This window comes from Streptomyces sp. RLA131, from assembly GCF_056270125.1.
On the sequence record NZ_JBWDOQ010000002.1, the window covers coordinates 7256969 to 7278669 of the forward strand.

A 21701-nucleotide genomic window follows, 5' to 3' on the forward strand; every position below is an offset into this window, starting at 1 on the left:
TCCGCGTACTACCCCGGGAGTACGGTGCTGACCATGTCCCACGCGTCCTTCTCCCGTATCGCAGCCGCCCCCACCCCCAGGATCGGCCTCGGCCTCGCCGCCGTCGGCCGCCCCGGATACATCAACCTGGGCCGTGCCGCCGACCTGCCCGCGCCCGCCGAGCGGACCGTCGACGCGATGCGCGAGCGCGCGTACGAGGTGCTCGACGCGGCCTACGCGCACGGCGTGCGCTACCTGGACGCGGCCCGCTCCTACGGCCGGGCCGAGGAGTTCCTGGCCGGCTGGCTGGAACGGCGCCCGGAGGCCGCCGCCGAGGTCGTGATCGGCAGCAAGTGGGGCTACACCTACACCGCCGGCTGGCGGTCCGACGCCGAGGTCCACGAGGTCAAGGACCACAGCCCGGCCACCTACGACCGGCAGATCGCCGAGAGCCGCGCCCTGCTCGGCGAGCGGCTGGACCTCTACCAGATCCACTCCGTCACCCCCGACAGCCCGGCCCTGACCGACCGCGTCCTGCACGACCGGCTGGCCGAACTCGCCGCAGACGGCGTGAAGATCGGGTTCTCCACCAGCGGCCCGGCCCAGGCCGACGCCGTCCGCGCCGCGCTGGCCGTCACCGTGGACGGCCTGCCGCTGTTCACCTGCGTCCAGTCCACGTACAACCTGCTGGAACCCTCCGCCGGGCCCGCGCTGGCCGAGGCCCACGCGGCCGGCTGCACGGTCATCGTCAAGGAGGGCATGGCCAACGGCCGCCTCGCGCACCCCGGTTCCGACACCGGCTCCGGCCCCGCGTCCGTCCTGCTCCGGGTCGCCGAGGAGACCGGCGCCACACCCGACGCGGTCGCGCTGGCCGCCGTCCTGCACCGCCCCTGGGCGGACGTCGTGCTCTCCGGCGCCGCCACCGCGGAGCAGGTCGTGAGCAACCTCGCCGCCGCCTCGGTGCAGCTCACCCCCGAGCAGCTCGCCCGCCTCGCCGCACTGGCCGGACCGGCGGCCGCCTACTGGTCCAACCGCGCTGCCCTGCCCTGGAGTTGAGCGCATCCGACGTATACCGCCAGGGCGCCGGGCAGGGCACACTTCAGGTTCCACGGCGAACGGGGGAGCGGCGGACGTGGCCGTCATCGGCACCCGGAGGGCGGCGCCGCCGCCGTGCGGAGGCCGTACGGCATCTCCCACGGGACCGTTCGCGCCCGCGACCACCTGCCGGTACCCGCCCGGCCGCGCTACCGAGAGACGGACCCGGAACCGGACATGAACTCCACCAGAACCCTTGTCTTCGTCGCGGCGGTGGCGGTGGTCGTCGCCGTCATCGCCGTCGTGCCGCTGGTCATCGACACGGTCGCCGCCGCCCGCTGGCGCCGGGACGTCACCAAGGAACTGATCGGCCGCGACTGGTCGAACGCCGAGACCCGCGCCCTCCTCACGGACCTGCGCGAACCGCGCGGGGCCCGCGGCCTCACCCGCAGCCTGATCGCCATGCTCGTGATCGTCCTGATCGGCTTCGCCCTCGCCTACGCCACCACCGCCACCGGCGGCGGCGCCGACGACCTGCGCAAGACCATCGTCACGTCGCTGCTGACCGTCCTGGCCACCGTCGCCGGCTTCTACTTCGGCGCCCTCGGCGCCCAGAACAGCGCCGAGGCCGCCCGTGGCAGCGAACCGGTCGCTCCGGCCCAGGCCCCGCCGGAGCGAGCCCCTACAGACCCTCGGCCCTGAACGGATCATGCTCGGCCAGCAGCTTGTCCAGCCGGGCCTGATCCACCCGGCTCACCACCTGTCCCACCTCCTGCCGGTCCCGTACGCACTTGGCCAGCGTGAACGCCGAGGTCACCAGGTACAGCACCCCCAGCCCCAGGAACGCCCGCACCCACGGACCCACGGGCAGGTACGCCACCCCCACGGCGGTCGCCGTCAGCGCCGCCCCGAACGAGATCACGGCCTGTGCGTAGTACGCCGCCGTCGTCTGCTGATGGATCGGATTCGTCATAACGGCAGCATCGGCCGCTGTGGCGGGCGCCACATGAGTACGCCTACTCATTTCGGGTGCGCGCGGGCACCGCACCGGGTGCGGTATTGTTCTCGTGCGCGGTCAGCCAGGGGCGAATCCCCGAATGGCCGAGCACCGGGACGTGGCGCAGCTTGGTAGCGCACTTGACTGGGGGTCAAGGGGTCGCAGGTTCAAATCCTGTCGTCCCGACGGTGCGAAGGGTCTTCACGGACGAGAGTCCGCGGAGGCCCTTCTTTCGTACGGCGGAACAGCGCGGTCCACAGGAACGGCTCACCGAAGTGCGGGGACCCGGGCGGCTCGTCGCGCATACGGCGCAGCTCGACCTCCGTCAGGTCGGAGAAGATCCAGCGCAGTGACTCCGGGGTGTAGCCGAGCCCGCCGTGCAGCCGGGGCTGACGGTAGAAGGCCGCGTCGGGGAGCTCGGAGCCCATCGCTCCGGCCGCGAAGCAGGTCAGGGCGAGGTGGCCGCCGGGGGCCAGTACACGGTCGAGGAGGGCGAGATAGCTGATCCGGCGGTGGGGCGGCAGATGGTGGAAGCAGCCCGAGTCGTAGATGAGGTCGTACGGGCCGTCCAGCCCGGTCCCGGCGGGGCCGAAGGCGTCGCCGCAGTGGAACCGGATGTCGGCGCCCGCCTCCCGGGCGCGTTCCCCGGCCCAGGCGACCGCCGCGGGCGACAGGTCGACGGCGTCCACCCGGAAACCGAGCGCCGCCAGTCGCAGCGCGTTGCGGCCCGGACCGCAGCCCAGGTCGAGCGCCCGGCCCGGAGCGATCAGGCCCCGGTCGAGGTACGAGACCAGATTCTCGTCCGGCTTCGGCACGAAGAACGGCACCGGCCTGGAGCGGTCGCTGTAGAAGCCGTCCCACCAGGTGGCCGCCCCGGCCGTCCAGCGGTCGGCGTCCGGCGCGAACAGGTCGTCCAGGAGTCTCATCACGTCGTCCACAGTGCGTATGCCGCGGTCCATCCGATCCCCTTCCACGATGGGTTTCACGATGGGGAAATGCTAGGCCCGAACGCCATGAAAGCCCAGGTCGGAGGGGCTGCGGTGAGGTCGTGCGCGGCCGCCGGGGAGCCCCGGACCGGGCCACCGGGCCACCGGGGCCCCTTGTCCCGACCGGGCCGGCCCGTCGGCCCAGCCCCCGTGGAAGTCCGCCACGGGGCCGTCGCGGCGGGCGCCCGGGCGGGTTTCCACGGGAGTGGCCGCGGCATCCGGGTGCGGCGGCGGGCCGGGGAGGATGTGGATGACGGTCACCCGCCCGAGCGCCGCGGAGCGCCCGTGCGGGCGGTCCCGCCGGCGGTCGGGGGAGGGGGCGTGGCCGGGGTCGGGCGGGGAGGGGGATCATGGGGGGCATGAAATCGCGCCCGCATGTGCTGTTGTCGGTGGCCGCGTCGCTGGACGGTTACCTCGACGACACGAGCACCACCCGGCTCCTGCTGTCGAACGAGGAGGACTTCGACCGGGTCGACGAGGTCCGGGCCGGCGTCGACGCCATCCTGGTGGGCGCCAACACCATCCGGGCGGACGACCCGCGGCTGCTGGTGTGCTCGCGGGAGCGCAGGGAACGCCGGATCAAGGACGGGCTGCCCCCGACCCCGGTGAAGGTCACCCTGACGGAGAGCGGGAAGATCGACCCGGCGGCGAGGTTCTTCACCACCGGCGAGGGCGACAAGCTCGTGTACACCAGCACCCGGGCGGTGGCCTCGGTGCGGGAGCGGCTGGAAGCGGTCTGCTCGGTCGTCGACGCCGGCGATCCGCTGGATGTGCGTACCGTACTGGCCGATCTGGCCGGCCGGGGCATCGGGCGCCTGATGGTCGAGGGCGGGGGAGCGATCCACACCATGTTCCTGGCGGCCGGCGTCGTAGACGAACTGCACCTGGTCTACGCCCCGTTCTTCGTCGGCCAGGCGGACGCCCCGCGGCTGGTCAATCCCGCGGTGCTCCCGCAGGGGCCGGAGCACCGTATGAGACTGGCAGAGGCCAGGCAGATCGGAGACGTGGTGCTGCTGCGGTACCTGCCGCGCCACGACGACTGACGCCGGCGCCGGCGGCGACGGCCACGGTGACCGTGGCGGTGGCGGCCCTGGTGACGGGCCGGCCGGCGCGCCACAGCCACCGGATGTCGCGGCCGAAGGACCAGGTGAGGGAGGCCAGCGCCAGCGCGGTGATCAGCCCCGCGACCGGGCGGGGCAGCAGCCCCGAGCAGGCCGCGACCAGGACGATGCCCTGCAGCGCGGCCACGGTCTTGCGGGCGAAGCTGGGCGGCAGCGCCCCGCGCAGCCAGGGAGCGGCCCAGGCGGCCGCGACGAAGAGGTAGCGCATCGCGCCGATCGCCAGCACCCACAGCCCCAGATCCGACGCCAGCCGGACGCTCAGTACGAGGATCAGGAAGGCGTCGACCTCCATGTCGAAGCGGGCACCCAGCGCCGAGGCCGTCCCGGTGCGCCGGGCGACCTTGCCGTCCACCGCGTCGAGGACCAGCGCCACCGAGGCCAGCGCGGTCAGCGGTACTCCGTGTCCCGCGCCGGCCGCCACCAGCGCGGTGACACCCCCGACCAGCACCGCCCGGGCCAGCGTGACGCGGTCGGCCGGCCCCAGCACCCGGGTGCCGTAGCGGCGCAGGGAGGCCGCCAGCACCACCCAGATCGCCGCGGCGTGGACGGCCCCGGCCAGCAGGCCCGCCGGGTCCAGGCCGGCGAACGCCCACAGCACCGCCAGCAGGCCCAGCTGGGCCGCCGCCGCCACGGCCTGCTCGCGGCCTGCCGAGCCCTTGTCCGCTCCGGATCGTACGGTCATCACGTCCCCAGTTGTCGATCGCGCGGAACCGCCGCGTACGGTACGGGCCCGGAACCGCCTGCTCGGCGGGGTCGCGTGGCCGTCATCAAGCAATACGGAGGAAAACGGTGAAGCGTTCGGCGCGTGCTTTCTGGTTGCGGGCCCCGGGCGAGGGGGAGCTCCGTTCCGTGGCCCTCCCCGAACCCGGCCCGGACGAGGTCCTGGTGCGCACCCTGTACTCGGGCATCAGCCGGGGGACCGAGACCATCGTCTTCCGCGGCGGTGTGCCCGAGAGCCAGCACGGGTCGATGCGGGCGCCCTTCCAGGAGGGCGACTTCCCGGCGCCGGTCAAGTACGGCTACCTCAACGTGGGAGTGGTCGAGCACGGCCCCGCGGAGCTGCTCGGGCGTACCGTCTTCTGCCTCTATCCGCACCAGACCCGGTTCGTGGTGCCGGCCACCGCGGTCACCGTGGTGCCGGACACCGTGCCCCCGGAGCGGGCGGTGCTGGCGGGGACGGTGGAGACCGCGGTGAACGCCCTGTGGGACGCCGCGCCGCTGGTCGGCGACCGGATCGCGGTGGTGGGCGCCGGAATGGTCGGCAGCTCCGTGGCCGCCGTGGCCGCGGGGATCCCCGGGGCCCGGGTGCAGCTGGTGGACGTCGATCCGGCGCGGGCGGCCGTCGCCGAGGCGCTGGGCATCGGCTTCGCCCTGCCCGACCGGGCGGAGGGCGGCTGTGACCTGGTGATCCACGCCAGCGCCACCGAGGCGGGGCTCACCCGCTCCCTGGAACTGCTCGATCCGGAGGGGACCGTCCTGGAACTGAGCTGGTACGGCGACCGGCGGGTCAGCCTGCCGCTCGGCGAGGCGTTCCACTCCCGCCGGCTGGTCGTGCGCAGCAGCCAGGTCGGGATGGTTTCCCCGGCCCGCCGCTCACGCCGGGGCTTCGGCGACCGGATGGCACTGGCCCTGCGGCTGCTGGCCGACGCCCGCTTCGACGCGCTGATCACCGGTGAGAGTGACTTCGAGGATCTGCCCGCCGCGATGAGCCGCGTCGCCGCAGGTGAACCATCCGGGCTGTGTCACCGTATTCACTACCGTCCCGCATAGTGCCGAAGGGCGGCCCGCCGCCCTGGAGGGTCGTTCCTGTGTTCAGTATCACCGTTCGCGATCATCTGATGGTCGCCCACAGCTTCCGCGGCGAGGTCTTCGGCCCCGCACAGCGATTGCACGGGGCGACGTTCGTGGTGGACGCCACTTTCCGCCGCCCGGAGCTCGACGCCGACAACATCGTCGTCGACATCGGACTGGCCACCACCGAGCTCGGTGCCGTGATCGCCGAGCTCAACTACCGCAATCTCGACGACGAGCCCGTCTTCGCCGGGGTGAACACCTCGACGGAGTTCCTGGCCAAGGTCGTCGCCGACCGGCTCGCCGACCGGGTGGCCGCCGGATCACTCGGGGAGGAGGCGCGCGGCCTGACCGCGATCACCGTCACCCTGCACGAGTCGCACATCGCCTGGGCGAGTTACGAGCGGACGCTGTGAGCGCCGCCGGCGCCACCGCCGCGGCCCTGCGGCCGCTGCATGTCGTGCTGCCGGGCGACGTCCACGACCTGACCACCCCCAGCGGGGGCAACGTCTACGACCGCCGGGTCAACCAGTGCCTGGCCGCGGCGGGGCGTCCGGTGCGCGAGATCGCCGTACCGGGGGCCTGGCCGCGGCCGGACGCCGCCGCGCGCGAGCGGCTCGCCGGTGAGCTCGCGGCACTGCCCGACGGCGCCGTGGTGCTGCTCGACGGGCTGGTGGCCTGCGGCGTTCCCGAGGTCGTCGTCCCGCAGGCGGGCCGGCTGAGGCTGGCGGTACTGGTCCATCTGCCGCTCGCCGACGAGACGGGCCTGACGCCCGCCGACGCCGCCGAACTGGACGCCGGGGAGCGGGAGACCCTGCACGCCGTGAGCCTGGTGGTGGTCACCAGCCCCTGGGCCGCCCGCCGGCTCACCGCGCACCACGGGCTTCCCGCGAACCGGGTGCGGGTCGTCGCCCCGGGCACCGATCCGGCGCCGCTGGCCACCGGCACGGACGGCGCGACACGGCTGCTGTGCGTCGCCTCCGTGACCCCGCGCAAGGGCCAGGACCTGCTCGTCGAGGCCCTGGCGGCCGTCGCCGACCTGTCCTGGAACTGCGTCTTCGTCGGGCCGCCGAGCCGGGACCCCGGGTACGCGGCCCGGCTGCGTGACCTCGTCGGGGAACACGGCCTCGGGGACCGGGTGGCGTTCACCGGACCGCTGACCGGCGAACCGCTGGCGGCCCAGTACGACGCCGCCGACCTGTTCGTACTGCCGTCCCGGGCCGAGACGTACGGGATGGTGGTGACCGAGGCCCTGATGCGCGGGACGCCCGTACTGGCGACGGCCGTCGGCGGCGTACCGGACGCCCTCGGGCACGCCCCCGACGGCCGGCTGCCCGGCATCCTGGTCCCCCCGCAGGACAGCGCGGCCCTCGCGGGCGGCCTGCGCCGCTGGCTCGGGGACGCCGAACTGAGGGACCTGCTGAGGACCACTGCCCGGCACCGGCGGGACACCCTGCCGGGCTGGGAACGAGCCGCGGAACGTCTGGACGCGGCCCTGCACCTGCTACGGGAGGAATCCGCGTGAGCGCGTCACAGGCACCCGCCTTCACCCCGCAATGGCTGACGCTGCGCGAGAGCGCCGACGCCGCCGCCCGGTCGGCCGCACTCCTCGACCCGCTCCGGGACGCCCTCGCCGGGCCACTGGTCGTACGTGACCTCGGCTGCGGCACCGGATCCCTGGCCCGCTGGCTCACCGGCCGGCTGCCCGGTCCGCAGTCCTGGATCCTGCACGACCGCGATCCCGCGCTCCTCGCCCTCGCGGGCGCGAGCACCGCCGGGCTGGCCGACGGCGACGGCAACCGCGTCACGGCCGAGACCCGGGAGGGCGACCTCACCCGGCTGAGCGCCGCCGACCTCGCCGGGACCTCGCTGGTCACCGCCTCGGCCCTGCTCGACCTGCTCACCCTCGGCGAGATCGACGCGCTGGCCGCCGCGTGCGCCGGGGCGCGCTGCCCGGCGCTGCTGACCCTCTCCGTGGCGGGGCAGGTGGAACTCGCCCCGGCCGACCCGCTGGACGCCGAGATCGCCGCCGCCTTCGACGCCCACCAGCGCCGGGAGACCGCCGGCCGCCGGCTGCTCGGCCCCGACGCCGTCGCCGCCACCACCGAGGCGTTCGAACGCCATGGCGCCACGGTGACCGGTGCCCCCAGCCCCTGGCGGCTCGGGCCGGACCAGGCGGCGCTGGCCCAGGAATGGCTGCGCGGCTGGGTGGCCGCGGCCTGCGAACAGCGGCCCGATCTCGCCGACCGGGCCGAGCCCTATCTGCGCCGCCGGCTCGCCGAGGCCGCCGCCGGCGAACTGCGGGTGGTGGTCGGCCACACCGACCTGCTGGCGCTGCCCGGACCGTCCGGAGGTGGGGAGCTGTGATGCGACGGGTCTGGCCCTGGCTGAGGCTGCTGATCGGGGCGGGCATCCTCGGCGCGCTCATGTGGCGGATGGGCAGCGCCGCGTTCGTCGAAGGACTGCGCGTCATCAACGGCGCCTCGGTGCTCGCGGCGCTGGCGATCGGCCTGCTCACCACGGTCTTCAGCGCCTGGCGCTGGTGCCTGGTGGCCCGCCGCCTCGGCCTGCGGCTGCCGCTCGCCAAGGCCGTCTCGGACTACTACCGGGCACTGCTGCTCAACGCGGTGCTCCCGGCCGGTGTCCTCGGCGACGTCGACCGCGCCGTCCGGCACGGCCGGGACTCCGGCGACGTCGGCCGGGGCGTACGCGCCGTGGTCCTCGAACGGTGCGCCGGCCAGATCGTCGTCCTCGTCCTGGGCGGTACGGTGCTGCTCACCCGGCCCGCCCTCCTCACCTCGCTGACCGGCGGCTTCCGGCCGGGCCCGGCGACCGGGTGGGCGGTGCTGGGCGCGCTCGTCGTGGCGGCCGTCCCGGCCGTGTGGTTCTGGCGCGGGCGGGGCACCGTGCGCGGGGGCCGGGCCCTGGCCACCGGCCTGGCCGACGTACGTCAGGGCCTGCTCGCCCGTTCCGCCTGGCCGGGTGTGGTCCTGCTGTCGGCGGCCGGACTGGTGGGCCATGTCACCCTGTTCCTCGTCGCGGCCCGCGTCGCGGGATCCACGGCGCCGCTCGCCGCGCTCGTCCCGCCGGCCGTGCTGGCGCTGCTGGTGATGGGCCTTCCGGTCAACATCGGCGGCTGGGGCCCCCGGGAGGCCGCCTCGACCCTCGCCTTCGGCGCGGCGGGCCTGGGCGCCTCCCAGGGTCTGGCCACCGCCGTGGTCTACGGGGTGCTCACCCTCGTCGCCAGTCTCCCCGGCGTGGTGGTCCTGGTCCTGCCCGGGGTACGCGCGTTCGCCCTCCGGCGACGCCGCCCGGTCCGGGGCGGACTGCCGGCGCACCCGCTCCGTACGTCCGTTCCCGACGCGGCCCTCACGCGGTCCTGACCCTCCGTACGCGGTCCCGGTACCGGCCCCCGGGAGCGGGCGACGGCACCGGGGCACGGGCCCGCCGGGCCGTCGGGCACGATGGACGGCATGAACTCCCCTCACTCCGACGGGCCGGCCGCTCCGGTACGGTCCGTCCTCCGGCTCCCGCACGAGCGGGACGTCTACACGCGGATGCGCGGCACGCAGGACAGGTTCGCGGACGCGATCACCGCCTTCGCGGGGAGGATGGAGTTCGTCTATCTTCACGCCCTGTGGTTCGCGGTCTGGATCGTGCTGAACGAGGGCCTGTTGGGCAGGCGGGCGGTCTTCGACCCGTACCCCTTCGGTCTGCTGACCATGATCGTCAGCCTGGAGGCGATCTTCCTCTCGACGTTCGTCATGGTCAGCCAGAACCGGCAGGCGACCCGGGAGAACGTCCGCGCCGACCTGGACTTCGAGACGAATCTGCGCTCCGAGGTGTGGTCGGTGCACATAGGCAAGGCCCTGGGGCTGGACCCGGAGGGGATCGAGCGGCACGTCCAGGAGATCCTCGCGCAGAGCCGGGCGACCATGGAGGGGAGCCGTTCGTCGGCCCCGGTCGATCCGCGGAGCCTGTGAGACAGAGCCGGTGAGACGGAGACGGTGAGACGGAGCCCCTGAGGCCGGGCCGGTGACGCCGGCCCTGTGACTTCGGGCCGCCGCGCGGCGGTTCACGAAAGAATTGGCCCTTCCGGGGGAGGGGCCCGGCCTGCGAGACTCCTGAAGTGCGCGATTTCGACATGCTTGTCATCGGATCCGGTCCGGGCGGCCAGAAGGCCGCCATAGCCGCGGCCAAGCTCGGCCGCCGGGTCGCCGTGATCGACCGCCCCGACATGGTCGGCGGGGTCTCCATCCATACCGGGACCATTCCCTCCAAGACCCTGCGCGAGGCGGTGCTCTACCTCACCGGCCTCACCCAGCGGGATCTGTACGGTCAGAGCTACCGCCTCAAGGAGGACATCACCGTCGCGGACCTGACCGCCCGCACCCAGCACGTGGTGAGCCGCGAGGTCGACGTGATCCGCAGTCAGCTCTCCCGCAACCAGGTCTCGGTCTTCGGCGGCACCGGCCGTTTCGTGGACGACCACACCGTCGCCCTGAGCGAGGCGAACGGCAACGAACGGCTGCTGAGCGCCGAGCACATCGTGATCGCCACCGGCACCCGGCCGGCCCGTCCCGCCACCGTCGAGTTCGACGAGCGGACGATCATGGACTCCGACAACGTCCTCAACCTTGAGCGGGTACCGCGCTCCATGGTCATCGTCGGGGCCGGCGTGATCGGCATGGAGTACGCCTCCATGTTCGCCGCCCTCGGCAGCAAGATCACGGTGGTCGAACAGCGCGCCGGAATGCTCGACTTCTGCGATGTCGAGGTCATCGAGTCGCTCAAGTACCACCTGCGGGACCTCGCCGTCACCTTCCGTTTCGGCGAGACCGTCGCCGCCGTCGAACGCCATCCCCGGGGCACCCTCACCATCCTGGAGAGCGGCAAGAAGATCCCCGCCGACGCCGTGATGTACTCCGCCGGCAGGCAGGGTCTCACCGACGACCTGGACCTGGACAAGGCCGGCCTGTCCGCCGACGGCCGCGGCCGGATCACGGTCGACGAGCACTACCGCACCGCCGTGCCGCACATCTACGCCGTGGGCGACGTGATCGGCTTCCCGGCGCTGGCCGCGACCTCGATGGAGCAGGGACGTACGGCGGCGTACCACGCCTGTGGCGAGCCGGTGCACCGGATGTCCGACCTGCAGCCGATCGGTATCTACACCATCCCCGAGATCAGTTTCATCGGCCGGACCGAGGACCAACTGACCGAGGAGTGCGTGCCCTTCGAGGTCGGCATCTCCCGCTACCGCGAGCTGGCCCGGGGACAGATCATCGGCGACTCGCACGGCATGCTCAAGCTGCTGGTCTCCCCGGACGACCGGCGGCTGCTCGGAGTGCACTGCTTCGGCACCGGGGCCACCGAACTCATCCACATCGGGCAGGCGGTGATGGGATCCGGCGGCACGGTCGACTACCTGGTCGACGCGGTCTTCAACTACCCGACGCTCGCCGAGTCCTACAAGGTCGCGGCGCTGGACGCGACCAACAAGATCCGTCAGATCGACCGCCTCCAGGACTGATCCGGGCCGCCGTTCGCGGTATAGCAGGGAAGGGCCGGAACCGTAGGCGGATTGAGGAATTCCGGCAGAACCGGGCCAGGACCGCTACTCTCGGCCGCCCACAGCGATCTGCTGGGAACGTACGAGGAGGACCGGGTTGAGACCCGAGGAGCACGGCCGCGAATCAGAGGAACTGGATGTATTCCGGCCGCAGCGGCCCCTGCCGCTGAGTCCGGACGCCGCACAGCAGTTGTTCCAGGAGCAGGAACCGGGACCGGCCGGCCCGGCGGATCCGTACGCGCGGCACGACGGGTACGACGGGTACCAGGGGCATGACGGGTACGAAGTACCCCAGGGCTACCAGGAGTTCGAGGGGTACGAGGAGTACGAGACCACCACCCACACGGAGAACACCCGCCCGCCGTACACCGGGAGTCTGCTGCCGGTGCTGTTCGAACCGGCCGGTGCCGTCCAGCACACCCGGCCGGTCCGGTCACGCCCGCTTGGCCTGCTGGTGGGCGCGGCCGTCCTCACCGCCTGCGGCCTGCTGGTGATCGCGGTCGTACGGGAGGGGCCCGGCGCGTCCGGTGACGCCGACGCTTCGAGCACCGCGCCCAGCACAGACTCGGCGGCACTGCCCGCGCTCCCCAGGATCCCGGCGGACACCGCCGCCCCCTCCCTGACGCCCTCGCCGGAGCAGGAGCAGGCCGGCAACAAGGCGGGTCTGGACACCGCCGCCTCCCGGATCCCGGCCTCCGCCTCCGCCTCGGCCTCCGCCTCCGACCACCGGGCCGCCGGCGCGGGGAAGAGCGAGGCCGGCACCTCCGGCGGCAAGACCACCAAGAAGCCCACCGCCAAGCCGTCGCCCGACGTGACGCAGTGGTCGGTGCGCTCGGTGAACTATCCCGACCGCTACTGGGCCTACCGCGACGGCCTCGGCCGGCTCGACCCGGTCAGCGGTTCCTCCTCCTCGCAGACCCGCGACTCGGCGACCTTCACCGTCGTACCCGGCCTCGCCGACTCCAGCTGCTTCTCCTTCAAGGTGAGCGACGGCCGTTACCTGCGGCACTACGACTTCAGGATCAGGGCCGACGCCTCCGACGGCACCCGCCTGTTCCGTGAGGACGCCACCTTCTGCCGGCACCAGGGCGCGGCCGGTGCGGACTCGGTCTCCTTCGAGTCGTACAACTACCCCGGCCGTTATCTGCGGCACCGCAACTTCCAGCTGCGGATCGACCCCTACGAGAACAGCTCCGGGTACCGGGCGGACATCAGTTTCCGGATCGTCTCGCCCTGGGCCTGAAAGTCCGTGCCCTGAGCCCCTGTCAGGTCTCCCAGACCAGCGGCAGGGCCCGGGGGGACCGGTGGATCATCGTCGGCAGCATCTCCACCGGTCCGCCCGGCGCCGGCCGCAGCCCCGGCAGCCGCCGGGTCAGGATCTCCAGGGTGATCCGCAGCTGCTCCCGGGCCAGTCCTGCGCCGGGGCAGCTGTGGACCCCGTGCCCGAAGGCCAGATGCCGGGCCGGAGCACGGCCGGTGTCGAAGTCCCCCGCGCCCTCGTGGGCCGCCTCGTCCCGGTTCGCGGAGCCGTACGCCACGAACAGCGCCTCCCCGGCGGTCAGTCGCACCCCGGCGAGGGTGACCGGCCGGGTGGTGACCCGGCGGAAGCCCTGCAGGGGGCTGTCGTGGCGGGCGGCCTCCTCGATCGCGGCCGGGATCAGCGAGGGGTCGGCGCACAGCCGCTCCCACTGCGCCGGGTGCCGCAGCAGATGGAGCACGCTGGTGCCGATCAGCGCGGTGGTGGTCAGATGCCCGGCGATCAGCAGGTTCTGCAGACCGGACACCACCTCGCCCCGCTGATCCGGCGTCAGCGGGCCGTCGCCGGGGGCGGCCGCCCGCACGATCCGCGAGCACAGGTCGTCGCCCGGACTGCGCCGCCGCCGCTGCGCGTGGTCCAGCAGCAGCAGTTGCAGCGCGACGACATCGCGGGCGGCGTGGATCTGCTCCTGCACCGGCAGCGGCCGGAACAGCAACTCCTCGGCCCGGTGGCTGCCCTGGACCGCCGCCGGCACGTCCGCCGGGTCCAGACCGAGCAGATGACCGATCACCTCGCCGGGCAGCCGTCTGGCGTACTGCCGCATCAGCTCGGCCCGCCCGTCGGCGGCGAAGGCGTCCACCAGGGCCGTCGCGCGCTCGGTGATGTACGGCAGGGCCGCCGTCACCCGTGACGCGGACAGCCCCCGCACCAGCGGGGCGCGCAACCGCAGGTGCGGCGCCCCGTCCGAGGTCACCACGACGGGGCCGCCGCCCGGGCCCTTGGCGAGTTCCGCGAGGGCCTCCGGGGCCGGCAGTACGTCGGGCAGCAGGGCGTTGGCCGAGGAGAAGTCCTCCGGCCTGCGCAGCACTTCGATGACGTCCGCCTGCCGGGTGACCAGCCGGGCGCCCAGTTCCGGCGAGTACCTCAGTCCCGGTTCGGCCCGGGCGCGCGCGTACAGCGGATACGGATCGCGCTGCACCGCGGTGAGCCTGGCGTACGTGTCCTGGTCCATGAGTCGCCCCCCGGCCCATGGTGCGGCATGGCGGCCGTGCGGGAAAGGGGTGTGCGGCCGTTACGGAGCCAGCCCGGCGGCCACCGTGGCCCCCAGTTCCCAGCAGGCCTCGATGTCGGCCCGGCCCGGCTCGCCGGTGACCGTGACGGGCACAGCGGCCTTCTGCCAGCCCAGGCCGGTGGTGATCGACTCGATGCCGCGCACCGTCCCGGTCACGTCGTTGCCGCCGTGCACGTAGTAGCCGAACGGCCGGCCGCGGGTCGCGTCCAGGCACGGATAGTAGATCTGGTCGAAGAAGTGCTTGAGGGCGCCGGACATGTAGCCGAGGTTCGCCGGGGTGCCGAGCAGGAAGCCGTCGGCCGCCAGGACGTCGGCCGCCGTCGCGCCCAGGGCGGGCCGCCGCACCACCTCGACGCCCTCGATCTCGTCGGTGGTGGCTCCGGAGAGCACGGCCTCGAACATGGCCTGGGTGTTGGGTGACGGAGTGTGATGGACGATCAGCAGGGTGGGCACGTCCGCTGAGCCTACCCACTCGGTGGCAGGCGTGGACGAGGGCCGCGCGACCCGGTGCCCGGTACGTCAGGCCGGGGACACCGTGAGCACGATCTTGCCGGTGACGTGGCCGCCCTCGCTGCGTTCGTGGGCCTTGGCGGCCTCGGTCAGCGGGAACTCGGAGTCGACGGTGACGGTCAGGCCGCCCGCCTCGAAGAGCCGGGCGGCCCGGGGCAGGGCGTCGTACCGCTGGGGGTCGGTGCCGGCGCCGGTCACCCGGGCACCGTACTGCCCGGCGGAGAAGTCGGCGATGGTCACCACCCGGGCCGGGTCGCCGACGATCGCGATCAGTTCGGGGACCGATCCCTTGCCCGCCGTGTCCAGGGCGAAGCCGACGCCGCCGGGGGCCAGGGCGGCCACCCGCTCGGTGAGCCCGGGGCCGTAGGTGGTGGGCACCACGCCCAGGGAGCGCAGATAGCCGTGGTTGGGCTCGCTCGCGGTGCCGATGACCGTGGCGCCGTCGGCGATGGCGAACTGGGCCGCCACGGTGCCCACCCCGCCCGCGGCGCCCTCGATCAGCAGGGTCTGCCCGGCGGCGGGCCCGCCCAGCAGGTCCAGCAGCCCCAGGGCCCGCTGGGCGGTCTCGGCGGGCACCGGCAGCGCCGCCGCCTGCGACCAGCTCATCGTGGCGGGCTTGGCCGCGAAGTGGTCCAGGACCGCGAACTGGGCGGACACGCCGTTGCCGGAGCCGAACACCTCGTCCCCGGGGCTCACGCCCTCGACGCCCTCCCCGACCTCGTCGACGACCCCGGCGGCGTCCATGCCGGCCACGCAGGGCAGTTCCACCGGGAAGTCGTCCTTCATGAACCCTGAGCGGATCTTCCAGTCGACCGGGTTCACCCCCGCCGCCCGGACCGCGATCCGTACCTGGCCGGGCCCGGCGTGCGGCTCGGGTACCTCGGCCACCCGGAGTACGGACGGATCCCCGTACTCGGCGAATGTCAACGCGAACATCTCAGCACCCTTCGACGTCGGTGACTTCCGGTCCGGGGAACCGGGCCCGACGGTGATTGATTCCCCCATGACGGCCGACCACAGCGCGAATGTCGACAGTGCGAACGGCGGATAGCCGAGGTAGCCGGCCAGCGGCATCCGGAACAGATGGGGCGTCCCGTCGAACCAGGGGATCGTGTACACCCAGTGGTAGCCCGCCGCGCCGCCGTTCCACATCTCCCAGAAGAAGCCGGTGACCGGCCCCGCCAGCGCCAGTGCCGTGATCGTGTCCCAGCGGCCCGCTTCGGCCTGCCGCAGCAGACTGGGGCGCCCCGTACGGCGGTTGAGCGGATCGAGGAGCAGGAAGGGTACGAACCACAGCAGCCAGAAGGCCTGCCGCGGGAACAGCAGCGCCAGCGCCAGCGCCGCGAGGCCGGCCGGCGGCAGCAGCAGCGCGGGCAGCACCGGCCGCGCCCGGCCGCCGTCTCCCCGGCCCGCCCGGCCGCCCCGGGGCCGGTCCCGGGGCCCGCGCGGCCGCGGCAGGCTCAGCATCAGCTCGGCCGTCACCCACAGGGCGGGGATGACCACGCTGTACGTGGCCGCCTGGACCACGTCCCACCACAGCCGCCCGTGCCGGCCGCCCGGGGCCGCGTAGTACCAGTTGCCGATGACATGGTTGGCCAGTTCGAACAGCGTCCAGCAGGCCGAGGACAGCGGGAACAGGGCCAGGAACAGCCACCGGCCGCGGCTCATGGGGGACGTACCGGTGCGCAGCAGCACCAGGCCGTCGCCGACCAGGACGTAGCCCAGCCACAACGGCAGGAAGACGTCCTCCGACCAGGGGCCGGCCAGCGTCCAGTGGAGCGGCCAGAAGACGGCGACGAGCAGCAGTCCCGCCACCAGCCGTACGGGGAGCGCCCTGGCCATGTGCCCATGGTGCCCCGCGGCGGGGCGGGGCGCGCTCCGAGTTGCGGGCCGGGGCCGCAGACCAGAGATTCGAAGGGCGACCGGCACACACAAGGAGGCGCCCTTCCATGGACTCCGAGGCAGGTCACCCGGACATCAGCGTCGTCGTCATCGTCTACAACGACGCGCGGCGGCTCCCCGCCGCCGTACGGTCCGTGCTGGACCAGACGCTGCGCAACGTCGAGGTGGTCATCGCCGACGACTGCTCGACCGACGGCTCCTACGAGGCCGCCGAGGCCTTCGCCACCGCCCACCCCGGCCGGGTGCGGGTGATCCGGCTGCCGGTCAACAGCGGCGGCTGCGGGGAACCCCGCAACCAGGGCGTCGCCGTGGCGCGGGGCCGCTACGTGATGTTCCTCGACAGCGACGACACCCTGCCCCGCAACGCCTGCCGCACCATGCTGGAGGCCGCCGAACGCACCGGCGCCGACCTGGTCTCCGGGCTCTGCGTACGGGTCCACACCGACAGCCGGCACCACCGCCGGGACCCCTGGTACCCGTGGCTGTACCGGCGCACCCGCACCATCGACTCCATCACCGAGCTGCCGGACCTGATGGTCTTCGACACCCTGTCCACCAACAAGTGCTACCGGCGCGACTTCCTCACCGCGGCCGGCCTCATCTTCCCCCGGGGCATCCACTACGAGGACCTGCTCTTCTCCGCCCGGGCCTATCTGGCGGCCCGCCGGATCACCCTCGTGCCGGACACCGTCTACCTCTGGAACGTCGTGGACAAGGCCCGGGTCAAGTCCATCAGCAACCGCCGCCACGAGCTGGACAACTTCTCCGCCCGGGTCGAGATCCACCGCCGGATCGACGGCATCCTCGACCACCGCCCGGCCGGCGACGACCCCGCCATGGACGCGCTCAAGCTCGCCAAGGACATCAAGTTCCTCAAGCACGACCTCGTCCTGTACCTGCGCGAACTGCCCTTCCTCGACGACGACTACCGCCGCCGCTTCGCCCGGATGGCCGACGACTACATCGCCGGCTTCCCCCCGGCCGCGTACGCCGCCCTCGATCCCATCCACGCCATCTGCGGCTATCTGCTGCTCAAGGAGGACTGGGACCAGCTGATGCCGGCCATCGACACCCTCATCAACCGGCACAAGATCTCCTCCCCGCTCGCCGAGCGCGACGGCCGGATCTACTGGTGCGCCGACCACCTCGACGACCCGCAGGGCCGCGAGGTCCTCGACGTCACCGCCCTGGGCCACCACACCCGCCCGCTGGACCGGATGGCCCCGCGCAACCGCCTCACCGGCTACGCCGTTCGGGACGGCCTGGTGATCCTGGACGGCGCGATCGTCAACCCCCTCGGTGTCGTCCCGCCCGGAGCCGAGCTCTCCGGCGAGCTGGAGTTCCGCGCCCGCCGCCGTTCCTGGCGGGCCTTCCGCTTCCCGGTGGACACCCCGCGCCACGCCGGTGAGCACCTGCTCTGGCACGCCGAGGTGCCGCTCGCCCGGCGGCTGCGCCCGCTCGGCGTGGTCGACGAGGTGTGGGACGTACGGCTGCGCCTCACCGCCGACGGCCGGCGCACCACCACCCGGCTCACCGCGGGCAACACCGACCTGTCCGCGGCCCCGCCGCCGCGGATCCGGCCGCTGCTGACCCGCCTGGTCGCCGACCGCCTCGAACCCCAGGTCTCCGCCAAGGGCCACCTCGCCTTCCGCCTCACCCAGCACAGCACCGTCGCCCGCCGCACCCACGCCGTCGTCGAACGCCACCTCGGCGGCCCCGCCGCGACCGCCGGCAAACGCGCCTACCGGCGCTCCCGGACCGCCTGGCGGGACCTCAACTCCGGCGAGCGCAAGATCCAGGTCTACCACCGCATGATCGCGCTCCTCCCGGTCCGCCGCGGCACCGTCGTCTTCGAGAGCCACCTCGGCCGGCAGTACAGCGACAGCCCCCGCGCCCTCTACGAGGAACTGCGGCGCCGCGGCCTGCGCTTCACCGCCTACTGGTCGTACGCGGGGGACCGGCCCGACGGTTTCCCCGACGACGCCGAACTGGTCCGCCGCTGGTCCTGGCGGTATCTGCGGGCCCTCGCCCAGGCCGAGTTCTGGATCGACAACCAGGGCTTCCCGCTCAGGCTCGCCAAGCGCCCCGGCACCACCTACATTCAGACCTGGCACGGCTCGGCCCTCAAGCACATGGGCTTCGACGAACCCGGCTACCGCATGATGTCCGAGCCCCAGCAGGCCGCCTACCAGCGGGCCCTGGACCGCTTCGACCACTTCGTGGTGCGCGGCGAGCACGATGTGCGCACCCTCGCCCGCGCCTACCGCGTCCCCGACGAGAAGCTGCTGCGCACCGGCTACCCGCGCAACGACGCCCTCGTACGGGCCCGTGAGCGCGCCGCCCCCGCCCCGGCGGCCGAGCGGCTCGCCGCCCGCCTCGGGCTGCGCCGGGACCGCCCCGTCGTGCTGTACGCGCCCACCTTCCGCGCCCATCCGGGCGGCCGGGTCCGGGAGTTCGAGTTCCCCTTCGACGTCGACCGCTTCGCGGACCGCTTCGGCACCGAGCTGACCCTGCTGGTCCGTACCCACTACCTCAACCGGATCGCCCTGCCGCCCTCGGTCGCCGGCCGGGTCGTCGACGTCAGCGGCGAACCGGACATCACCCCGCTGCTGCTGCTGGCCGACGCCGTCGTCACCGACTACTCCTCGCTGATGTTCGACTACGCGCTGCTGCAACGCCCCATGATCTTCCTCGCCCACGACTGGGAGGAGTACTCCCAGGACGTCCGGGGCGCCTACTTCGACCTCCTGGACCAGGCCCCCGGCCCGGTGGTGCGCACCGAGGAGGAGCTGTTCGCCGCGCTGGCCGACCTCGGCGGCATCCGGGAGCGCCACGCCACCGGGCTCAAGGAGTTCGCCGACCGCTACGGGGAGTACGACCGGGGCGACGCGGCCACCCGCATCGTGGACCGGTTCTTCGGGACTCCCCGGCACCGGGAGGGCCGATGACCGGACGTGAGCGTGACATCTTCTTCGTCGCCAACGAGGTCAACGAGCTGGGCGGCGTGGCCCGTTGGCAGAACCAGCTGGCCCGGCTGCTGTCCGGCCGCGGACACCGGGTCCGGATCGTCGGCATCGCCCCGCCCGAGGTGCCGATGGACCTGGGCGAGGACCTCCCGTTCGAGACCCTCACCCTGTACGCGCGGCGCCCGCCCGCCCCGCGCTCCCTGCGGAGCCTGGCCGTCCGCGCCGACCTGGCCGGGATCCGCCGGGAGGCGACCCGCCGGGCCGTCATGCGCGAGGCCGCCGGGCGGCTGTCCGCCCTGCTGCGCGCCGCCCGGCCGGGCGCGGTCGTCATCGTCACACAGGTGTGGGCGATGGAGTGGGTGGCCCTCGCCGACACCTGCGGACACACGGTGATCGGGATGAGCCACGAGTCGTACCTCTACTCCCGCCAGTCCTCGCGCTTCCGGCGGGTCCGCACCCACTTCGCGGGCGTCGACCGGCTGCTGCTGCTCACCCAGGAGGACGCCGACCTGTGGACCGGCCAGGGACTGGACAACACCGGTTTCATGCCCAACCCGCTGCCCTCGGAGCCCGCCACCGCCTCGCCCCGCACCGAGAAGACGGTGGCCAGCATCGGCCGGCTCAGCCACCAGAAGGGCATCGACATGCTGCTCGACACCTGGGCCGAGGTGGCGCCCCGCCAGCCGGGCTGGCGGCTGCGGATCCACGGCGCCGGAGAGCTCGCGGAACCCCTCAGGCGGCAGTGCACCGCCCTGGGGCTGGACGGCTCGGTGGAGTGGGCCGGGCAGACCGCGGACGTGACCGGGGCGCTGCACCAGGCCTCGGTCTTCGTGCAGTCCTCGCGCGGCGAGGGCTTCCCGCTGGCGATCCTGGAGGCGATGGCCTGCGGTGTGCCCTGCGCGGCCTTCGACTGCGCCCCCGGCGTACGGGAGATCATCCGCGACGGCGAGGACGGACTGCTGGCCAGGCCCGGCAACACCTCGGAACTGGCCCGCCGGCTCGACCTGCTGATGGCCGACGCCGAACTGCGCGACACGATGGGGCAGCGGGCCCGGGAGAACGTCCGCCGCTACGCCCCGTCCGCCGTCACCGACCGCTGGGAGGAGCTGTTCGACTTCCTGGAACGGTAGTGACCGGTACACCGCCCGGTACGGCGGACGCCTCCGCCGCCGGTCCGGGGACCAGGCGGCGGAGGCGCGTGGGGGTGTGCGGGAGGGGGGACCGGTGCGGCGGTCACCCTCGGGCTCAGTAGCCGTTGTCGGAAGCGTCGCCGCTGTCCTCGCTGCTGGCGGACGAGGAAGCGGTGGCCGAGGAACCGGCCTTGGCCTTCGCGGCCGGGATGGTCTTGCCCCGGTCGACCGTGATGTCCTTCTTGATCGCGAACCAGACACCGCCGACGCCCTGGCCGTTGGTCTGGCCGGCTTCCTTGTCACCCTTGAAGGTGTAGGCCGCCCAGCAGTTGAACGCCTCCTGCTTGGTGCCGTTCGGCGTGGTGAAGGTGAACAGCGCGTCCGAGGGGAGCCCCGCCGCGGCGGCATCCTTGGCGGTGACCAGACCGGCCGGCGTCCACTTCGTCAGGCAGGTGGCGTCGCACGCGGTCTTCATCGGCCACGGCGTGTCCTTGGTGAACAGGTACAGCGTCTTGCCGTTCTTGTCCTGCAGGATCTTGCCCAGCTCGGGGCTGTCGAGCACATTGAGCGAGGCCCGCGTCACACCCGACTTCTTGCCGTCGGGAGCCGCCGCGAACCACTTGTCGCCGACGCCCTGGCCGTTGGTGTCACCGGCCTTGGCGTCCTTGGCGTAGTGGTAGAGCGGCCAGCCGGACAGGGTCAGCTGCTTCGAACCGTCCGCGCGGGCGACCCAGCCCAGCAGATCGGGGTTGAGACTGTCCGACGCCGAGGCGTCGTCGGCGGAGACCGGCGGCCAGGTGGTGGCGCAGTCCCCCTCACAGTTGGACTTCGAGGGGCTCGGGGTGTCCGCGTCGAAGCGGTAGAGGGTGTTGCCCTCGCTGTCGGTGACGAGCGCCCCCAGCTTGGAGTCGTCCCGTACTGCCAGCACACCCGCGGTCTTCAGCCCGGAGGTGCCACTCGACCCGGAGGGACTGGCCGACACCGACCCGGCGGCCGGCTGCACCACTGCCGTGTTGGTCGGCTGTGTACTAGCCCCACAGGCCGTGGCCAGGAGCATCGTCGCGGCCACTCCGGCGAGTAGGAAATTTCGCCACGTTCCCATTTCGGTTCCTCACGTTTCGCGTCCGCACCGGCATCCTCGCCCGGCACTTGGCCCTAACTAC

20 protein-coding genes and 1 tRNA gene are annotated in these 21701 nt (G+C 73.1%); 14 read left to right on the forward strand and 7 right to left on the reverse strand.

From position 1 onward, the window contains the following. Positions 1–33: 33 nt before the first annotated feature. Together RWE79_RS33810 and RWE79_RS33815 are read left to right on the forward strand one after the other, a co-directional pair. Positions 34–1035, forward strand: coding sequence for an aldo/keto reductase (locus RWE79_RS33810; protein WP_475943883.1), 1002 nt, complete (start codon positions 34–36; stop codon positions 1033–1035). Positions 1036–1251: 216 nt separating this feature from the next. Beyond that, positions 1252–1716 (forward strand): hypothetical protein, encoded by a 465-nt coding sequence (locus RWE79_RS33815; protein ID WP_475943884.1) that lies wholly within the window; start codon positions 1252–1254, stop codon positions 1714–1716. Here RWE79_RS33815 and RWE79_RS33820 read toward each other — a convergent pair. After that, positions 1697–1987, reverse strand: a complete 291-nt coding sequence (locus tag RWE79_RS33820) for a YiaA/YiaB family inner membrane protein (RefSeq protein WP_475943885.1) — start codon at positions 1985–1987, stop codon at positions 1697–1699. The genes RWE79_RS33815 and RWE79_RS33820 overlap by 20 nt on opposite strands. 136 nt (positions 1988–2123) lie before the next feature. Between RWE79_RS33820 and RWE79_RS33825 the strand changes: the two genes are divergently transcribed. Then, positions 2124–2197 (forward strand) — tRNA-Pro (locus RWE79_RS33825). On the opposite strand, the gene RWE79_RS33830 is transcribed toward RWE79_RS33825, so the two are convergent. After that, complete coding sequence (locus RWE79_RS33830; RefSeq protein ID WP_475943886.1) at positions 2179–2970, reverse strand: class I SAM-dependent methyltransferase; 792 nt, start codon at positions 2968–2970, stop codon at positions 2179–2181. The two genes, RWE79_RS33825 and RWE79_RS33830, sit on opposite strands and share 19 nt — an antisense overlap. Positions 2971–3356: 386 nt before the next feature. Here RWE79_RS33830 and RWE79_RS33835 point away from each other — a divergent pair, with 386 nt between their 5' ends. Further along, entirely contained in the window at positions 3357–4040 is a 684-nt protein-coding gene (locus tag RWE79_RS33835; protein ID WP_475943887.1) for a RibD family protein, read from the forward strand. Here RWE79_RS33835 and RWE79_RS33840 read toward each other — a convergent pair. Further along, positions 3931–4800, reverse strand: coding sequence for a CDP-alcohol phosphatidyltransferase family protein (locus tag RWE79_RS33840; protein ID WP_475943888.1), 870 nt, complete (start codon positions 4798–4800; stop codon positions 3931–3933). The two genes, RWE79_RS33835 and RWE79_RS33840, sit on opposite strands and share 110 nt — an antisense overlap. Before the next feature lie 107 nt (positions 4801–4907). Between RWE79_RS33840 and RWE79_RS33845 the strand changes: the two genes are divergently transcribed. The 8 genes from RWE79_RS33845 (at position 4908) to RWE79_RS33880 (ending at position 12724) form a co-directional block, all read left to right on the forward strand. Then, the gene (locus RWE79_RS33845; RefSeq protein ID WP_475943889.1) at positions 4908–5888 is read left to right on the forward strand and encodes a zinc-dependent alcohol dehydrogenase; all 981 of its coding nucleotides are present in this window, start codon (positions 4908–4910) and stop codon (positions 5886–5888) included. 38 nt (positions 5889–5926) lie between these two features. After that, positions 5927–6325 carry a 6-pyruvoyl trahydropterin synthase family protein gene (locus RWE79_RS33850; protein WP_475943890.1) on the forward strand — a complete coding sequence of 133 codons (399 nt, stop codon included), beginning with the start codon at positions 5927–5929 and terminating at the stop codon, positions 6323–6325. Continuing rightward, the gene (locus RWE79_RS33855) at positions 6322–7434 is read left to right on the forward strand and encodes a glycosyltransferase family 4 protein (protein WP_475943891.1); all 1113 of its coding nucleotides are present in this window, start codon (positions 6322–6324) and stop codon (positions 7432–7434) included. The genes RWE79_RS33850 and RWE79_RS33855 overlap by 4 nt, the downstream gene beginning before the upstream one ends. Further along, positions 7431–8276 carry a class I SAM-dependent methyltransferase gene (locus RWE79_RS33860; RefSeq protein ID WP_475943892.1) on the forward strand — a complete coding sequence of 282 codons (846 nt, stop codon included), beginning with the start codon at positions 7431–7433 and terminating at the stop codon, positions 8274–8276. Before RWE79_RS33855 ends, RWE79_RS33860 begins: the two co-directional genes overlap by 4 nt. Further along, entirely contained in the window at positions 8276–9292 is a 1017-nt protein-coding gene (locus RWE79_RS33865) for a lysylphosphatidylglycerol synthase transmembrane domain-containing protein (protein ID WP_475943893.1), read from the forward strand. Before RWE79_RS33860 ends, RWE79_RS33865 begins: the two co-directional genes overlap by 1 nt. Before the next feature lie 90 nt (positions 9293–9382). Continuing rightward, the gene (locus tag RWE79_RS33870) at positions 9383–9892 is read left to right on the forward strand and encodes a DUF1003 domain-containing protein (RefSeq protein WP_475943894.1); all 510 of its coding nucleotides are present in this window, start codon (positions 9383–9385) and stop codon (positions 9890–9892) included. Positions 9893–10038: 146 nt separating this feature from the next. Beyond that, positions 10039–11442 carry a Si-specific NAD(P)(+) transhydrogenase gene (sthA, locus tag RWE79_RS33875; protein ID WP_475943895.1) on the forward strand — a complete coding sequence of 468 codons (1404 nt, stop codon included), beginning with the start codon at positions 10039–10041 and terminating at the stop codon, positions 11440–11442. A gap of 136 nt (positions 11443–11578) precedes the next feature. After that, the gene (locus tag RWE79_RS33880; protein WP_475943896.1) at positions 11579–12724 is read left to right on the forward strand and encodes an AbfB domain-containing protein; all 1146 of its coding nucleotides are present in this window, start codon (positions 11579–11581) and stop codon (positions 12722–12724) included. Positions 12725–12746: 22 nt separating this feature from the next. Here RWE79_RS33880 and RWE79_RS33885 read toward each other — a convergent pair whose 3' ends face one another. The 3 genes from RWE79_RS33885 to RWE79_RS33895 form a co-directional block, all read right to left on the reverse strand. Beyond that, on the reverse strand, positions 12747–13970 hold the full coding sequence (locus tag RWE79_RS33885; RefSeq protein ID WP_475943897.1) for a cytochrome P450: 1224 nt from the start codon (positions 13968–13970) through the stop codon (positions 12747–12749). A gap of 60 nt (positions 13971–14030) precedes the next feature. Further along, positions 14031–14483 (reverse strand): flavodoxin family protein, encoded by a 453-nt coding sequence (locus tag RWE79_RS33890; RefSeq protein ID WP_475943898.1) that lies wholly within the window; start codon positions 14481–14483, stop codon positions 14031–14033. 66 nt (positions 14484–14549) lie between these two features. Continuing rightward, positions 14550–15476: an NADP-dependent oxidoreductase gene (locus RWE79_RS33895; protein ID WP_475946272.1), complete on the reverse strand. Its 927-nt coding sequence runs from the start codon at positions 15474–15476 to the stop codon at positions 14550–14552. Positions 15477–16489: 1013 nt separating this feature from the next. On the opposite strand from RWE79_RS33895, the gene RWE79_RS33900 reads away from it, so the two are divergent. Together RWE79_RS33900 and RWE79_RS33905 are read left to right on the forward strand one after the other, a co-directional pair. Continuing rightward, a complete protein-coding gene (locus tag RWE79_RS33900) occupies positions 16490–19390 on the forward strand; it encodes a bifunctional glycosyltransferase/CDP-glycerol:glycerophosphate glycerophosphotransferase (protein WP_475943899.1) in 2901 nt (966 codons plus the stop codon). Then, positions 19387–20538 (forward strand): glycosyltransferase, encoded by a 1152-nt coding sequence (locus tag RWE79_RS33905; RefSeq protein ID WP_475943900.1) that lies wholly within the window; start codon positions 19387–19389, stop codon positions 20536–20538. The genes RWE79_RS33900 and RWE79_RS33905 overlap by 4 nt, the downstream gene beginning before the upstream one ends. A 115-nt stretch (positions 20539–20653) precedes the next feature. Here the strand turns inward: RWE79_RS33905 and RWE79_RS33910 are convergent, their stop codons facing one another. Next, a complete protein-coding gene (locus tag RWE79_RS33910) occupies positions 20654–21640 on the reverse strand; it encodes an SCO0930 family lipoprotein (RefSeq protein ID WP_475943901.1) in 987 nt (328 codons plus the stop codon). Positions 21641–21701 lie beyond the last annotated feature (61 nt).

What these genes read in the sequence shown, in the direction of transcription:
- RWE79_RS33810 (WP_475943883.1), top strand. Translation starts at nt 34, where the DNA reads ATGTCCCACGCGTCCTTCTCCCGTATCGCAGCCGCCCCCACCCCCAGG.
- RWE79_RS33815 (WP_475943884.1), top strand. Translation starts at nt 1,252, where the DNA reads ATGAACTCCACCAGAACCCTTGTCTTCGTCGCGGCGGTGGCGGTGGTC.
- RWE79_RS33820 (WP_475943885.1), bottom strand. Translation starts at nt 1,987, where the DNA reads ATGACGAATCCGATCCATCAGCAGACGACGGCGGCGTACTACGCACAG.
- RWE79_RS33830 (WP_475943886.1), bottom strand. Translation starts at nt 2,970, where the DNA reads ATGGACCGCGGCATACGCACTGTGGACGACGTGATGAGACTCCTGGAC.
- RWE79_RS33835 (WP_475943887.1), top strand. Translation starts at nt 3,357, where the DNA reads ATGAAATCGCGCCCGCATGTGCTGTTGTCGGTGGCCGCGTCGCTGGAC.
- RWE79_RS33840 (WP_475943888.1), bottom strand. Translation starts at nt 4,800, where the DNA reads ATGACCGTACGATCCGGAGCGGACAAGGGCTCGGCAGGCCGCGAGCAG.
- RWE79_RS33865 (WP_475943893.1), top strand. Translation starts at nt 8,276, where the DNA reads ATGCGACGGGTCTGGCCCTGGCTGAGGCTGCTGATCGGGGCGGGCATC.
- RWE79_RS33870 (WP_475943894.1), top strand. Translation starts at nt 9,383, where the DNA reads ATGAACTCCCCTCACTCCGACGGGCCGGCCGCTCCGGTACGGTCCGTC.
- RWE79_RS33885 (WP_475943897.1), bottom strand. Translation starts at nt 13,970, where the DNA reads ATGGACCAGGACACGTACGCCAGGCTCACCGCGGTGCAGCGCGATCCG.
- RWE79_RS33895 (WP_475946272.1), bottom strand. Translation starts at nt 15,476, where the DNA reads ATGTTCGCGTTGACATTCGCCGAGTACGGGGATCCGTCCGTACTCCGG.
- RWE79_RS33900 (WP_475943899.1), top strand. Translation starts at nt 16,490, where the DNA reads ATGGACTCCGAGGCAGGTCACCCGGACATCAGCGTCGTCGTCATCGTC.
- RWE79_RS33905 (WP_475943900.1), top strand. Translation starts at nt 19,387, where the DNA reads ATGACCGGACGTGAGCGTGACATCTTCTTCGTCGCCAACGAGGTCAAC.
- RWE79_RS33910 (WP_475943901.1), bottom strand. Translation starts at nt 21,640, where the DNA reads ATGGGAACGTGGCGAAATTTCCTACTCGCCGGAGTGGCCGCGACGATG.